16 protein-coding genes are annotated in these 12967 nt (G+C 69.3%); 6 read left to right on the forward strand and 10 right to left on the reverse strand.

Annotated features, from left to right (window positions below):
- Positions 1 to 4: 4 nt before the first annotated feature.
- The gene (locus tag ACV22V_RS10535) at positions 5 to 361 is read left to right on the forward strand and encodes a DUF3175 domain-containing protein (protein ID WP_059536961.1); all 357 of its coding nucleotides are present in this window, start codon (positions 5 to 7) and stop codon (positions 359 to 361) included.
- Positions 362 to 403: 42 nt separating this feature from the next.
- Positions 404 to 1726 (forward strand): cation:proton antiporter, encoded by a 1323-nt coding sequence (locus tag ACV22V_RS10540; RefSeq protein WP_059692908.1) that lies wholly within the window; start codon positions 404 to 406, stop codon positions 1724 to 1726.
- A 14-nt stretch (positions 1727 to 1740) separates the two neighbouring features.
- On the opposite strand, the gene ligD is transcribed toward ACV22V_RS10540, so the two are convergent.
- From ligD to ACV22V_RS10590, 10 genes are all read right to left on the reverse strand, one after another.
- Positions 1741 to 4554, reverse strand: coding sequence for a DNA ligase D (gene ligD, locus ACV22V_RS10545; protein ID WP_448013764.1), 2814 nt, complete (start codon positions 4552 to 4554; stop codon positions 1741 to 1743).
- A gap of 24 nt (positions 4555 to 4578) precedes the next feature.
- Positions 4579 to 5604 carry a non-homologous end joining protein Ku gene (gene ku / locus ACV22V_RS10550; RefSeq protein ID WP_448013765.1) on the reverse strand — a complete coding sequence of 342 codons (1026 nt, stop codon included), beginning with the start codon at positions 5602 to 5604 and terminating at the stop codon, positions 4579 to 4581.
- Positions 5605 to 5877: 273 nt separating this feature from the next.
- The gene (locus ACV22V_RS10555; RefSeq protein ID WP_059536979.1) at positions 5878 to 6264 is read right to left on the reverse strand and encodes a DUF3022 domain-containing protein; all 387 of its coding nucleotides are present in this window, start codon (positions 6262 to 6264) and stop codon (positions 5878 to 5880) included.
- On the reverse strand, positions 6261 to 6422 hold the full coding sequence (locus tag ACV22V_RS10560; RefSeq protein ID WP_081052496.1) for a DUF1328 domain-containing protein: 162 nt from the start codon (positions 6420 to 6422) through the stop codon (positions 6261 to 6263). Before ACV22V_RS10560 ends, ACV22V_RS10555 begins: the two co-directional genes overlap by 4 nt.
- Positions 6423 to 6475: 53 nt before the next feature.
- Positions 6476 to 6664 carry a DUF3008 family protein gene (locus ACV22V_RS10565; protein WP_059536983.1) on the reverse strand — a complete coding sequence of 63 codons (189 nt, stop codon included), beginning with the start codon at positions 6662 to 6664 and terminating at the stop codon, positions 6476 to 6478.
- Between the two features lie 70 nt (positions 6665 to 6734).
- Positions 6735 to 8168 (reverse strand): RNA polymerase factor sigma-54, encoded by a 1434-nt coding sequence (locus ACV22V_RS10570; RefSeq protein ID WP_448013766.1) that lies wholly within the window; start codon positions 8166 to 8168, stop codon positions 6735 to 6737.
- 238 nt (positions 8169 to 8406) lie between these two features.
- Complete coding sequence (locus ACV22V_RS10575) at positions 8407 to 8727, reverse strand: hypothetical protein (RefSeq protein WP_448013767.1); 321 nt, start codon at positions 8725 to 8727, stop codon at positions 8407 to 8409.
- Positions 8728 to 8776: 49 nt separating this feature from the next.
- Positions 8777 to 9088: a hypothetical protein gene (locus tag ACV22V_RS10580; protein ID WP_059536992.1), complete on the reverse strand. Its 312-nt coding sequence runs from the start codon at positions 9086 to 9088 to the stop codon at positions 8777 to 8779.
- A complete protein-coding gene (locus ACV22V_RS10585; protein ID WP_448013768.1) occupies positions 9085 to 9354 on the reverse strand; it encodes a hypothetical protein in 270 nt (89 codons plus the stop codon). Before ACV22V_RS10585 ends, ACV22V_RS10580 begins: the two co-directional genes overlap by 4 nt.
- Positions 9355 to 9562: 208 nt before the next feature.
- Positions 9563 to 9865, reverse strand: a complete 303-nt coding sequence (locus ACV22V_RS10590) for a hypothetical protein (RefSeq protein ID WP_448013912.1) — start codon at positions 9863 to 9865, stop codon at positions 9563 to 9565.
- 154 nt (positions 9866 to 10019) lie between these two features.
- Here ACV22V_RS10590 and ACV22V_RS10595 point away from each other — a divergent pair, with 154 nt between their 5' ends.
- From ACV22V_RS10595 to tcuC, 4 genes are all read left to right on the forward strand, one after another.
- A complete protein-coding gene (locus ACV22V_RS10595) occupies positions 10020 to 10274 on the forward strand; it encodes a hypothetical protein (protein ID WP_059536998.1) in 255 nt (84 codons plus the stop codon).
- An 88-nt stretch (positions 10275 to 10362) separates the two neighbouring features.
- Positions 10363 to 10794: a CBS domain-containing protein gene (locus ACV22V_RS10600; RefSeq protein ID WP_059537001.1), complete on the forward strand. Its 432-nt coding sequence runs from the start codon at positions 10363 to 10365 to the stop codon at positions 10792 to 10794.
- A gap of 91 nt (positions 10795 to 10885) precedes the next feature.
- Positions 10886 to 11368, forward strand: a complete 483-nt coding sequence (locus ACV22V_RS10605) for a PRC-barrel domain-containing protein (RefSeq protein ID WP_059537005.1) — start codon at positions 10886 to 10888, stop codon at positions 11366 to 11368.
- Between the two features lie 282 nt (positions 11369 to 11650).
- Positions 11651 to 12946 carry an MFS transporter gene (gene tcuC / locus ACV22V_RS10610; protein WP_059537009.1) on the forward strand — a complete coding sequence of 432 codons (1296 nt, stop codon included), beginning with the start codon at positions 11651 to 11653 and terminating at the stop codon, positions 12944 to 12946.
- The last annotated feature ends 21 nt before the right edge of the window (positions 12947 to 12967 follow it).

Here is a 12967-nt window from a genome sequence, read left to right on the forward strand (position 1 = left end):
TGTCATGCCTTCAGCTTCCGCTTCCCATCCGCACGGCAAACGCGTGACGCGCCGCCCCGGCCGCGCGCGCAGCAACGATCCGCATCATCGCAAGCGCTGGTCCGCCGACGTCATGAAAAAGAGCGATGCGCTGGACATCGAACCCGCGATCTTCAAGTCCGACGACCCGGGCGAGATCGCGGCGTCGCTCAAGCGCTCGGCCGAACACAGCCGCCGCCGCAAGGCGCCGCCGTTCCAGTCGGCGATGTCGATGCTCAACTTCTATCTGAACCGCGCGGGCCGCAACCTGCCGAAAACACGCCGCGCGACGCTCGAACGCGCGAAGCGGAAACTGCGCGAGGCGTTCGGCCGCAAGCCGTGACGCCCCCCGCCCGCTCCGTATGGACCTGCTCCGCCTGCACGCATGCATGAAACGCTGTGGTATCTGATCGTCGGCGCGGTGCTGATGGGCATGGGCGTCGCGACATCGGCGCTGCGTCACCTGCCCTGCAGCAGCGCGATGATCTATCTCGCGCTCGGCGTCGCGCTCGGCCCGTCCGGCGCCGGCCTCCTGCATCTCGACATCGAACGCGACGCGTCGCTGTTGCGCGAGATCGTCGAGGTCGCGCTGCTGGTGTCGCTGTTCGCGATCGGGCTGCGGCTGCGCGTGCCGCTGTCCGACCCGTTGTGGCTCGTGCCCTGCCGGCTCGGCCTGCTCGCGATGAGCGTCACCGTGCCGCTGCTCGCCGGCTGCGCGGTGCTGACGCTCGGGCTCGGCTGGGGTCCCGCGCTGCTGCTCGCGGCGATCCTCGCGCCGACCGACCCGGTGCTCGCGCACGACGTGCAGGTGCACGATCCCGGCGACCGCGACCTGGTGCGCTTCGCGCTGTCCGGCGAAGGCGGGCTGAACGACGGCATCGCACTGCCGTTCGCGCTCGCGGGCCTCGCGCTGTGCGGCGCGGCCGACACGCCGCACGCGCGGCCGGCGCTGACGGGCGCATTCGCGCTGGCCGCGCTGTGGGGCATCGCGGGCGCGGCCGCGATCGGCGGCGTGCTCGGCGCGGCCGCCACCAAGGCGATCGGCTGGCTGCGCACCCGCCACGCGCAGGCGCTCGGCTTCGAAGGCTTCTTCGCGCTCGCGCTGATCGTGCTGTCGTTCGGCGCCGCGCAGCTCGCGAATACGTTCGGTTTCATCGCGACGTTCGCCGCGGGCGTCGCGATGCGCCGCGTCGAGCATCGCGCGAGCGGCGACCGGCGCCCGCGCGAAGTGATCGGCCGGATCGATTCGGAAGACGTGGTCGCGACCGAGAAGCATCCGGAGAAGGTGCACGCGTTCATGACCGAATCGGTGCTGGACTTCACGATCGAGCTCGAACGGATCGCCGAGGCGCTCATCATGACGATGATCGGCAGCGTGCTCACGACGCTGTCGGCGCCGCTCATGACGTGGGGCGCTATCGCGCTCGCCCTCGTGCTGTTCGTGGCCGTGCGGCCGCTCGCCGTGCTGCTGTCGCTGACCGGCTCGCACGCGACCCACGCGCAGCGACGGCTGATGGCGTGGTTCGGGATACGCGGAATCGGCTCGTTCTATTACCTGCTGTTCGCGCTCGAACACGGACCGTCCAGCGCGGTGCGCCCGCTGGCGGCGCCGGTGCTGGCCGTCGTGTCGGCGTCGGTGATCGCGCACGGCATCTCCGCGACGCCGCTGATGGACTGGTATTACCGCCTGCAGCAGCGCCGGCGCTGACCGCGCCGGCGACGTCACGACCCATCGAGCCGCGCGCGCATCTGCGCGGAGATGCGCTGCCGCGTCTCGTCGTAGCCTTCCCACGGATCGCGCTCGAGCCGGTCGAGCCGTTCGTGCAGCGTGTCGATCGTCCATTGCGCGCCGCCCGTCGTATCGGGCACCTCGTCCCAGCGCAGCGGCACCGACACGCCCATCCCGGGCCGCGCACGCGCCGAGTACGCCGCGATCGTGCTCGCACCGCGGCCGTTGCGCAGGTAATCGATGAAGATCTTGCCGCGACGATGACGCGGGCCCATCGTCGCGGTGAAACGGTCGGGCAGCGCGCTCGCGACGTGTTGCGCGACGGCGCGCGAGAAGTCCTTCACGTCGTCCCATCCGAGGTGTCGCGTGATCGGCACGACCACATGCAGCCCCTTGCCGCCGCTCGTCTTGCAGAACGACGCGAGCCCCAGTTCGTCGAGCAGCCCGCGCACGAGTTGCGCGGCCTCGATCATCGCGCTCCACGGCAGCGCGGGATCCGGATCGAGATCGAACACGATCCGGTCGGGCCGCTCGATGTTCGACGCGTGCGCGTTCCACGTATGCAGTTCGATCGTGCCCATCTGCGCGGCGCCGAGCAGCGCGTCGACGCTGTCGAGCGACAGCAGCGGACCGTGTCCCGGATCGAGCCCGGCATGTTGCGTGACGAACGGAATCTCGCGGCGTTCCGCGTGCTTCTGGAAGAACAGCTCGCCGGCGATGTCGCCGGGCGCACGCACGAGCGACACGGGTCGCCCCTTCAGGTCCGGCAACAGCCACGGCGCGACCCATTGCCAGTAGCGCGCGAGATCGATCTTGCGCGTGCCGCTTTGCGGGTCGAGCACGCGGTCGGGATGGGTGATGCGCACGCGGCCGAGCTGATCCGGGCCGACATCGTTGCCGGCCGTGCGGGTGGATGACCGTGAACGCGCGTGGTGTTCGCTGCCATTCGCTTCATGAGCCGCGTGCGACGCGTGCTTGCGGGGATGTTTGTCGTCGTGCGTGGTTCGCTGTCGATCCATCGTCATCTCCGTTTTTGCATTTTCCGTCTGTTTCGGCACTTCGCGGACGATCTGCGTGGCCGGCTTGTCTTCGCGCAGCGCGACGAACGCGGCCTGCCGCACGATGCCGTCGCCGGTCCACTCCGCGAATTCGCATTCGGCGACGAGCGTCGGTTCGATCCAGTGCACGCGCGTGCGCGAGCGTTCGCGCGGCGGCGGATCGAACGGCGGCGTGTCGCGCTCGTGCTTGCGCAGGATCGCGGCAAGCCGGTCGAGCATGCGTGCGTCGAAGCCGGTGCCGACCCGGCCGACATAGCGCAGCGGTGCCGGCCCGCGCCGCCGCTTGCCGGCCGGCGCCGGTTCGTGCACGCCGAGCAGCAGCGCGCCGAAGCCGTGGCGGCTGCCCGACGGCTCGGTATAGCCGCCGATCACGAACTCCTGCCGGCGTCGGCATTTGAGCTTGATCCACGCAGGCGAACGTCCGGCCCGATAGCGCGAGTCCGCGCGCTTGCCGATCAGCCCTTCCAGGCCCGTATCGCATGCGCTTGCGATCAGCGACGCGACGTCGTCGCCGAGATCGGGCGAAAAGCGCAGTCGCGCGGGGTCGCTGTCGGCCAGCAGCGGTTCGAGCAGCGCGCGGCGTGCGGTGAGCGGCGCGTCGCGCAGGTCGTAACCGTCAAGGAAGGGCAAATCGAATACGAACAGCGCGACCGCATCCGAGCGCCCCGCGCCGAGGGCGTTCTGCAGCGCCTGGAAATCGGGGAGGCCGTGCGCGCCGAGCACGACGGCCTCGCCGTCGAGCCATGCGTCGTCGACGGCGAGCGCGGCGAGCGCATCGCGTTGCGCGCGCAGCTTCGCGGTCCAGTCGCGGCCTTCGCGCGTCATCAGCTTCACATGCCGGCGTGTGCCTTTGCCCGCGATACGCGCGAGGATCCGGTAGCCGTCGAACTTCAGTTCGTAGCGCCAGTCGCCCTGCGTGGGCGGGCCGTCGACCAGCGTCGCGAGTTGCGGCGCGACGCGCTCGGGCAGCGGCGCGCGCACCGCGCCTTCGATCCCGGACGGATCGACAGGCGGGCGTTTACGATCATCGTGTTCGTCGTGCCGCGCGCCACGTGCATCGCGTTTCGCGGACTTGTCGCCGCGGCCGCGCGGCGTCCGGCGCGCATGCTTCGCGCCGTCGGCCGAATCCGCGCGCGCCGCAGACGCCGCGCCATCATGCACACTCCCCGGCCGCTCGCCGACGACGTCGAATTCGTCCGCGTCGCGCGCGTCGTCGTCGCGCTCCTTGATCAGCAGCCACTGCTCCAGTCGCCCTTGCTGGCGCCCGCTGCGCACGAGCGCCCAGCCGCCGTGCAGCTTTTCGCCGTCGAGCCGGAACGTGAGCTTGCCCGCGCGATAGCCGTCGCGTGCCTGCGCGAGGCCGCCGTCGGGCGTCCACGTGCCTTCGTCCCATACGACGACCGACCCCGCGCCGTAATGCCCGGCCGGAATCTCGCCTTCGAACGACGCATATTCGAGCGGATGATCCTCGACATGCACGGCGAGACGCTTCACCGACGGATCGAAGCTCGGCCCCTTCGGCACGGCCCACGACTTCAGCGTGCCGTCGAGTTCGAGCCTGAAATCGTAGTGCAAGCGCCGCGCATGATGCTCCTGGATCACGAAGCGCAGCGGATGGCCGGTGCCCGCGCGCGTGCGCCGGGCAGGTTTCGCATCCGCCTCCGTACGCCGACGCCCGTGCGCGCCTTCCGGTTCCGGCGTCGCGCCGAAGTGGCGTTTGCGGCGATAGGGATCGAGCTTGCCGGGCATCGCATCACCTCGCTTCGCGCGGCGTCATGCGGCGTGCTTGCGGCGCGCGGTGGCTTTCTTCACCGCATGCTCGCCGTGCGCGGCACGTTTCGCGGCCGGCCGTTTCGCCGCCGCGGTTTTCGTGGCCGCGCCCTTCGCCGCGGTTTTCGAAGCCGGTTTGTGGCGCCCGCCGCCGCGCGACGACGAAGATGCCCCTTCCGTATTCGCGTCCTCGTCGTCGCCCGCGTCGCGCAAATCCGCCGCACGCGCTCCGCCGCCGCCCTTCAGGCTGCGCTTCAGCAACTCGGTCAAATCGACCACGTTGGTCGCCGCGCGGCTCGTCTGCGCCGGCCGTTCCTCGATCTCCTCGATCTTGCCCGCGCGCACCTTGCGCTCGACCAGCTCGAGGATGTCGTCGCGGAACGTGTCGTGATACTCGTCGGGCGTCCACTTGCCGGCCATGTCGTCGATCAGCTTCTTCGCCATGGCGAGCTCGCGCGCGGTCACGCCCGCGCCCTTCGCGTCGTCGGCCGGCACCGACAGTTCGTCGAGCGGCCGCAACTCCTCCTGCCAGCGCAGCGTGTCGAGCGCGAGCAGCGGCCCGACCGGAATCAGCGCGCCGAGATGCTGTCGGTCGCGCATCACGACCAGCGCGATGCCGATCTTGCCGCTGTCCTTCAATGCATCGCGCAGCAGCGCATAGACCTTCTCGCCCTTGCGGTCCGGCACGAGGTAGTACGGCGTGTCGAGATAGAGGAACGACACCGCGTCCTCGTCGACGAAGGTCAGGATGTCGACGGTCTGCGTCGATTCGGGGTTCGCCGCGCGGATTTCGTCGTCGGTCAGCACGACGTAGCGTTCCTTCTCGTATTCGTAGCCGCGCACGATGTCCTCGCGCGTGACTTCCTTGCCGGTGCGCTTGTTGATCTGCCGGTAGCCGACCGGATCCATCGAGCGCTTGTCGAGCAGCCGGAACGACGGCTTCACGGTGCGCGTCGCGGGAAACAGCTGCACGGGCACGTGAACGAGCCCGAAGCTGATCGCGCCTTTCCAGATCATCCGCGGTGCCATGCCTGTCCTCCTTGCCGCTTGCACGCCCGCCCGGCGGACCCGCTCCCCCGTGCGACGTTCCGCGAGGCGGCGCGATTGCGCGCCGTCGGGTTGCGGTCGATTGCCGGATCGGGGAGATTCGTCATGCGCGCATCCTCGCATCGGTTCGGTGATGGACGGCGGCGTGCGTGGCCGTGTCGCGGCGCACACGCAGCCGTCACGGGAAACGGACGCGCCGCGCGGCGCGTGCCGCGGCGGCCCGCTACGGTGTCGCGACGGGCGGCTGCCGCGCCGTCAGGGCGCGCGCAGCGCGCGATCCAGTTCGTCGCGCGTCACGTCGAGCGCGACGCTGCATTCGATCTCGGCGTCCTCGACGCGCGGTTTCTGTTCGTCCACCGCGCGCCGCGCCATGTCGCACACATGCGTCCGGACGCGCAACCGGTCGGCCGTACCGAGCGATGCATAGCGCGTGAGCACGTCGGGATCGAAACGCAGGTCGACCGCGCAGCGCCATTGACGTGCGTCGTCATCGGACGGCACGCGCACCCACGACACCTGGATCGTCAGCCGCCCCGACGCGTCGTCCGCATGCACGACGACGGTCGACTGCGACGGAAAGCCGTTCGCGAGCGCATGTTCGAGTTCCGCGATGCGCTGCGAACGGTCGGGGGCGATCGTCATCGGCGCACGACTCCCAGCAGCAGCGTGACCAGGAAGATCACGACGAAGATGTAGAACAGGATCTTCGCGATCTCGGCCGCGCCGGCCGCGATGCCGCCGAAGCCGAACAAGGCGGCGACGAGCGCGATGATGAAGAAGATGATGGCGTATCGAAGCATGAATGCCTCCTGCAGTCCTGAATAACGAATCGTCGACGCGTGTCGCCGCACGATCAAGAATCGTGCTTGTGCCGGGGTTTGCCGTGGGCCGGCGTCGAAGCCATTTTTTCGAGTTCCTTCTCGCTCATCGACTTGGCCATCGACTTCGCAGGCGGCTTCAGGTCCTTCATCTTCGTGTCACCGCGTTTGGCCGACAAGGCGGCCCCCGCGGCGCGCTGCTGGGCCTGGGACTTGGCTGGCATGGCTGTTCTCCTCTCGGTGATGCGCGCGGGTACCGCGGGTCGCGGGCCGCGCGCGGTTCGGACGGTATCGTCACGCGGCATCGCGCCGGCGCAGTTCAGCGGGCGGAATCTTCATCGCCTGGCGATACTTGGTCACCGTGCGACGCGCAAGAAGGATGCCGCGCCCCGCGAGATTCTGCGCGAGCGCGACGTCCGACAGCGGATCGGTATGGCGCTCGGCCGCGATCATGTCGCGGATCAGCACCTTCGCGGCCGACGCCGAGCACACGCCCTTGCCGGCCGCTTCCAGCTTGCGCGGGAAGAAATGCTTGAACTCGAACGTGCCGTGCGGCGTGGCCATGTATTTGTTGCCCGTCGCGCGCGACACGGTCGATTCGTGCAGGTCGAGTTCCTCGGCGATGTCGCGCAGCACGAGCGGCTTCATCGCGATCTCGCCGTAGCGGAAGAAATCGCGCTGCCGCGCGACGATGCATTCGCCGACGCGCTGGATCGTGTCGAAGCGCTTCTGTACGTTGCGGATCAGCCAGCGCGCTTCCTGCAACTGCTGGCCCAGCGGCGAATCGCGCTCGCCGCTCGACTGCGCGAACAAGGTCGCGTAGCGCTCGTGCAAGCGCGCGCGCGGCAGCACGGCCGGGTTGATCGTCACGATCCATTCGTCGCGCACCTGGCGCACGATCACGTCGGGTATCACGTAGTCGCCGCGCGTGCTGCCGTAGTGATTGCCGGGACGCGGATCGAGCGTGCGCACCAGCGCGCACGCGGCCTGCATCGTCGGCTGGCTGCAGCCCAGACGTCGCTGGATTTCCGCCGTCTCGCGCCGCGCGAGCCGTTCGAGGTGCTCGCGCGCGATCGCCTTCGCCTCCGCGAGCGCCGGCGTGCCGGCCGGAATCGCGTCGAGTTGCAGCACCAGGCATTCGGACACCGAACGCGCGGCGATGCCGGGGCGGTCCAGCATCTGCACGAGCCGCAGCGCGACCGCGAGATCCTGTTCCGACAGCAGCAGCGCCGGATCGGCCGCGACCAGCAGCTCGGCCAGTTCCTGACGCAGGTAGCCGTCCTCGTCGAGCGCATCGATCACGATGCGCGCGGCCTCGCGGTCGCGCTTGTTCAGCGGATAAAGGCGCAGTGCATCGTGCAATTGCTGGTGCAGCGACGGCTCGGCCGCCATCCACTCGCCGGGCGACAGGTCGCTCGCGTCGTCGGCCTGACGGCTCGTGCCGCGCGGCGCCGGAGCGGCCGTATACGACACCTCGCCGTCAGGCGGACGCACGTCCTCGCGCTCGGGCGGCGGCTCGGGCGGCGCGGCTTCGGTAGTGGGTTCGGGCGCGTCGGCGGCGGCTTCGTCGTCGCCCTGGCCATCTTCGAGAAACGGATTCGAGTCGAGCGCCTGCCGCAATTCCTGCTGGAATTCGAGCGAAGACAACTGCAGCAGGCGAAGCGACTGCTGAAGCCTCGGCGTGAGTGCCAGATGCTGTCGCATCTGGAGCGCAAGCGTGACGGACATCGATGCCCTCCTGACGGTGTGCGGAATTGCGTTCACACGCATTCACGCAGCTTCCATGCCAAGGCGGCGAAGCACCGTCCGGCGCGGCTCTCGCGGGTTCGCACCCCGCCCGCGGCGGCTCCGGGTGCCGACTTTTTTACAAGCGCCGGCAAGTTAGGGGCACGGAATTCGCGCCGGGCGGACGCACCGGCAGCGCGCCGGCTTATCCGCGTGCGGCCGTCGCGCGCCGTTCCGCGCGTCAGTACTGCATCGGCGGCGGCGTGCCCGGCATCGTCCGGTCGCCCTGCACACCGTTCGGCCCCGGCGGCGGCACGTCGGCCGGCTCACCGCCCGCCGCGCCCGCCGGCAGCGTGTTGTACGGCGACGGACGCGTGTCGTAGCGCGTATTCGCGTCCGGCATCGTCGTGGTCGGCGACGCGCCATGGCCGTCCGGCGGCGCCGGCGGCGCGCCGTGCGCGCCGTGCGCGCCGTAGGGGCCCTGCGGTTGCGTGCATGCGCCCAGCGCGCACGCGGCGGCGAATGCACAGGCGCCGATACGCATCGTCTGGATCGGTTTCATCGGAATCCTCCGTTGAGTCGGCGGCAGGGGCCGGCCGTGGCGACACGGCTCAGAGCCGGTTGAAATGAAAATCGCCGGCATACGCGGTGGGTGCGCGGCGCGCCATCATCATGTCGAATTCGGCGGCGACACGGGCCAGCGCGCCGCGTTGCCGCTCGGTACCGGCCTGCTCGAGCGCCGTGAATGCGTCGGCGTCGAAGGTGACGGTCAGCGACGCCGGATGGCCATCGACACGAAAGCCGAAATGCAGTGCGCCGGCCGGCTGCTCCTCGACATGGAACGGCATCGCGCGCGCCTCGAAATGGCGGCCGAGCGTCTCGGCCACGTCGCGCAGCATGCCGGGTTTCACGCGAATGCTCATCGTGGCCCCTCCTTGAATCGGGTGAACGCCACCGGCGGCACGCCCGTCGGCGGCGCGTGGATCGGCGGCTCCCGCGTCGGCGGCTCGCGTTCCGGTGGCGGCCGCTCCGGCGGATCGCCTTCCGGATCGTGATACGGCTCGGGCGTGCCGGGCGGCAGGTCGTCCGGCGGGGGCGGTTCGGGGTCGGGCTCGCCGTCGGGAATCACCGGCTCGGGCCGATGCAGCGACTGAGCGGGATTTCGGACGACATCTCGGTTCATGGGCATTCGTTCGTTGTGCTGTCGTGACGGCATCGGGTTGCGGCACGTTCGCCGCTCGATGCGCTACGCACTCGGTGGCCGCAAGCGGCGTGCCGGTCATTCATGCCGCTTTTCGCTTGTCGACGCGCCGCCCCGCAAGCTGACATGCAACCCGCCGCGCGGCGCGACGTGCATTCGCTACACCGCGCGCTGCAATTCTTTCAAGGCCATCGCGTTACCCGTCGTACGCGGCCATCACGAGCCACAACTCGTGGTCGTCGTCGCGCACCCGCGCGGCGAGCGCATACGAATCGGCCGGCTCGCACGCGCGCTGCAGCGCGAAGCGCGCCGGCTCGGTCGAGCCGAAGGTCTCGTCGAGCGGCCGCACGTCGGCCTTGCCTTCGAACATGCGGCGATCGGGCCGGTAAATCAGCGGCTCCTGTTTCCACGTGTTGAAGTGACTCTTCACCGACTCGAACCCTCCGCCGCAGACGTTGACTTCATAGCGCACCCCTGGCCGCCGTTTCGGAATCGTCATCGTGCCCTCCCGTTCGATGTGCGTGTGCATGCGGCGCGTGGCGCCGCGTGTCGCCGTCGTTGCTACCGACACGGCAAGTCGCGTGCCGCCGCCATGCAGCGGGCACGGCCGTTGCGCGATGAGCGCCTCGACGTCACCGACACGGAGGCATGCCATGAAGGATTCGACCCGTTCCGGCCGCGACGCGCCGACGCACGAACCGCATCCCGATCCGTCGCCGCCGCTGAAGGACCAGGACCACACGAAAACGCGCCACTCCGAGCGGCATATCGACAAGCAGCTGGAGGACACGTTCCCCGCGAGCGATCCGCCGGCGACCGGCGGCGTCACGCGCATCGAGCCCGACACGCCGCCGGGCACGCACGACGACGGCCCGTGGCAGGACCCGGCCAAGCGCCGCGACGAATGACCGTCGGCGATTCGACGAACACGCGTGCCGAACGGCACGCCGCTTGCTGACTCGTACGGCCCGGACTCAAACCTGCAAGGAGGACTTCATGCATCGCGTCAACGAAATCATGTCGCAGGACGTCGTGCGCATCGCGCCGACCGACTCGATCCGTCATGCGGCGCAACTGATGGAGCGCTACGACATCGGCGCGCTGCCCGTGTGCGACAACAACCGGCTGATCGGCATGGTCACGGACCGCGACCTCGCGGTGCGCGCGATCTCGGCCGGCAAGCCGCCGGAGACGCGGATCCACGAAGTTGCGTCGGGCCCGATCGAATGGTGTTTCGAGGACGATTCGCTGGACGAGATCCAGCACTACATGGCCGACGCGCAACTGCGCCGCCTGCCCGTCGTCGATCACGACAAGCGCCTCGTCGGCATGCTGTCGCTCGCGGACATCGCGACACGCACGGCCGGCCCCGCGCGCGACGACGTCGCGAACACGCTCGAAGGCGTGTCGCAACCGAAGCGTACGTGACGGGGCGATCCTCGCCCCGCCCGACAACCCCGCGCGACCCGCAGGGCCCATCCCGGGCACGGTCGCGCTCCACGCAACCAGGAGGACAACCATGCAGACTTCCGATCGAGGACAGACGCGCATCATCGGCAAGGGCGCCGCGACGGCGGCCGGCCCGGGCCCCGACGTGATGGCGGCGGACACGCTGGAAGGCGACAAGGTCTACACGACCGACGGCGACGACGTCGGCAAGATCAAGGACATCATGCTCGACGTGCGCTCCGGCCGCGTCGCGTACGCCGTGCTGTCGAGCGGCGGCGTGCTCGGCATCGGCGACAAGCTGCTCGCGATCCCGTGGAGCGCGCTCACGCTCGATACCGAACGCAAGTGTTTCCTGCTGTCGGTGTCGTCGGAGCGGATCCGCAACGCGCCCGGCTTCGACAAGGATCACTGGCCGGCGATGGCCGACCCGCAATGGGCCGAGCCGCTGCACGAGTTCTACGGCAGCGCGCCGTACTGGAGCGCGGGCGACGAGCTCGGGCTCACCGATCCGACCGAGGAACTGAACGATCCTCGCACGCGCGGGCGGCACTGACCGTTCGTGATTTGCCGGTGGTTCAGGCGACAGGCCCCGCGAATGCGGGGCTTTTTTTGGCTTTTTGACGGATCCCGGCGCCGGCCCGATCCACCGAGGCCGGCGTCGCCGGCCGCCGGCCTTGCATGCGTCCGGCGCGCCGCGCCGCCCGATTGATAACCATACAACATCAATCCTTCCAAAAATCGCACTTATCGTTTGTCCGTCTCCGGGCGAATATTGCCGAAACGACAATCGACCGCTCCCCCGGCGCATTCTTCCCGATTTCCTGGAGACACCCTGATGCACCCCTCGCCCAGCCTTCCGACCGCACGGTCGAAGGCCGCCGCGGTATTCCGCGTGACGGCCGGCAACTTCCTCGAGCAGTTCGACTTCTTCCTGTTCGGCTTCTACGCAACCCAGATCTCCGCCGTATTCTTTCCCGCCGCGAGCGAGTTCGCGTCGCTGATGATGACCTTCGCCGTCTTCGGCGCCGGCTTCCTGATGCGACCGCTGGGCGCGATCGTGCTGGGTGCGTACATCGACGACGTGGGCCGCCGCAAGGGCCTGATCGTCACGCTGGCGATCATGGCGAGCGGCACGATCCTGATCGCGTTCGTGCCGGGCTACGCGACGATCGGCCTGCTCGCGCCCGTGCTCGTGCTGGTCGGGCGCCTGCTGCAGGGCTTTTCGGCGGGCGCCGAGCTCGGCGGCGTGTCGGTCTATCTCGCCGAGATGGCCACGCCCGGCCGCAAGGGCTTCTACACGAGCTGGCAGTCCGCCAGCCAGCAGGTCGCGATCGTCGTCGCGGCCGGCCTCGGCTTCGCGCTCAATCAGTGGCTGAGCACGTCGGCCATCGCCTCGTGGGGCTGGCGCGTGCCGTTCTTCGTCGGCTGCATGATCGTGCCGTTCATCTTCATGCTGCGCCGCAACCTCGAGGAAACGCAGGCGTTCAAGGCCCGCAAGCATCGTCCGGGCATGAAGGAAGTGTTCGGGACGCTGGCGCGGAACTGGGGCGTCGTGATCGCCGGCATGATGCTGGTCGCGATGACCACCACGAGCTTCTACCTCATCACGGTCTACGCGCCGACCTTCGGCAAGACGGTCCTGCACCTGAGCACGGCCGACAGCCTGCTCGTCACGCTGTGCGTCGGCGTGTCGAACTTCGTGTGGCTGCCGATCGGCGGCGCCCTGTCCGATCGCATCGGCCGCCGGCCGCTGCTCGTCGGCATGACGCTGCTCGCGATCGCCACCGCGTACCCGGCACTGTCCCTGCTCGCCCATGCGCCGTCGTTCGTCAACATGCTGCTCGTGCTTCTGTGGCTGTCGTTCATGTACGGGATCTACAACGGTGCGATGGTCGTCGCCCTGACGGAAGTGATGCCCGTCGAGGTGCGCGTGGCGGGTTTCTCGCTCGCCTACAGCCTCGCCACGGCCGTGTTCGGCGGCTTTACGCCGGCCATTTCGACGGCGCTCATTCACATGACCGGCGACAAGGCCGCGCCCGGCTACTGGATGAGCCTCGCCGCGGTGTGCGCGCTGCTCGCGACGTTCGCCCTGTATCGCCGGCAGACGGCCACGCTGACGCCGGCGCACTGAAGCCTCGCGCCGAACGACCCG

It is taken from the genome of Burkholderia sp. AW33-5, from assembly GCF_053427615.1.

Coding starts and splice junctions, on each gene's coding strand:
- ACV22V_RS10535 (WP_059536961.1), top strand. CDS start 5: ATGCCTTCAGCTTCCGCTTCCCATCCGCACGGCAAACGCGTGACGCGC.
- ACV22V_RS10540 (WP_059692908.1), top strand. CDS start 404: ATGCATGAAACGCTGTGGTATCTGATCGTCGGCGCGGTGCTGATGGGC.
- ligD (WP_448013764.1), bottom strand. CDS start 4,554: ATGCCCGGCAAGCTCGATCCCTATCGCCGCAAACGCCACTTCGGCGCG.
- ku (WP_448013765.1), bottom strand. CDS start 5,604: ATGGCACCGCGGATGATCTGGAAAGGCGCGATCAGCTTCGGGCTCGTT.
- ACV22V_RS10555 (WP_059536979.1), bottom strand. CDS start 6,264: ATGACGATCGCCCCCGACCGTTCGCAGCGCATCGCGGAACTCGAACAT.
- ACV22V_RS10560 (WP_081052496.1), bottom strand. CDS start 6,422: ATGCTTCGATACGCCATCATCTTCTTCATCATCGCGCTCGTCGCCGCC.
- ACV22V_RS10565 (WP_059536983.1), bottom strand. CDS start 6,664: ATGCCAGCCAAGTCCCAGGCCCAGCAGCGCGCCGCGGGGGCCGCCTTG.
- ACV22V_RS10570 (WP_448013766.1), bottom strand. CDS start 8,168: ATGTCCGTCACGCTTGCGCTCCAGATGCGACAGCATCTGGCACTCACG.
- ACV22V_RS10575 (WP_448013767.1), bottom strand. CDS start 8,727: ATGAAACCGATCCAGACGATGCGTATCGGCGCCTGTGCATTCGCCGCC.
- ACV22V_RS10580 (WP_059536992.1), bottom strand. CDS start 9,088: ATGAGCATTCGCGTGAAACCCGGCATGCTGCGCGACGTGGCCGAGACG.
- ACV22V_RS10585 (WP_448013768.1), bottom strand. CDS start 9,354: ATGCCCATGAACCGAGATGTCGTCCGAAATCCCGCTCAGTCGCTGCAT.
- ACV22V_RS10590 (WP_448013912.1), bottom strand. CDS start 9,865: ATGACGATTCCGAAACGGCGGCCAGGGGTGCGCTATGAAGTCAACGTC.
- ACV22V_RS10595 (WP_059536998.1), top strand. CDS start 10,020: ATGAAGGATTCGACCCGTTCCGGCCGCGACGCGCCGACGCACGAACCG.
- ACV22V_RS10600 (WP_059537001.1), top strand. CDS start 10,363: ATGCATCGCGTCAACGAAATCATGTCGCAGGACGTCGTGCGCATCGCG.
- ACV22V_RS10605 (WP_059537005.1), top strand. CDS start 10,886: ATGCAGACTTCCGATCGAGGACAGACGCGCATCATCGGCAAGGGCGCC.
- tcuC (WP_059537009.1), top strand. CDS start 11,651: ATGCACCCCTCGCCCAGCCTTCCGACCGCACGGTCGAAGGCCGCCGCG.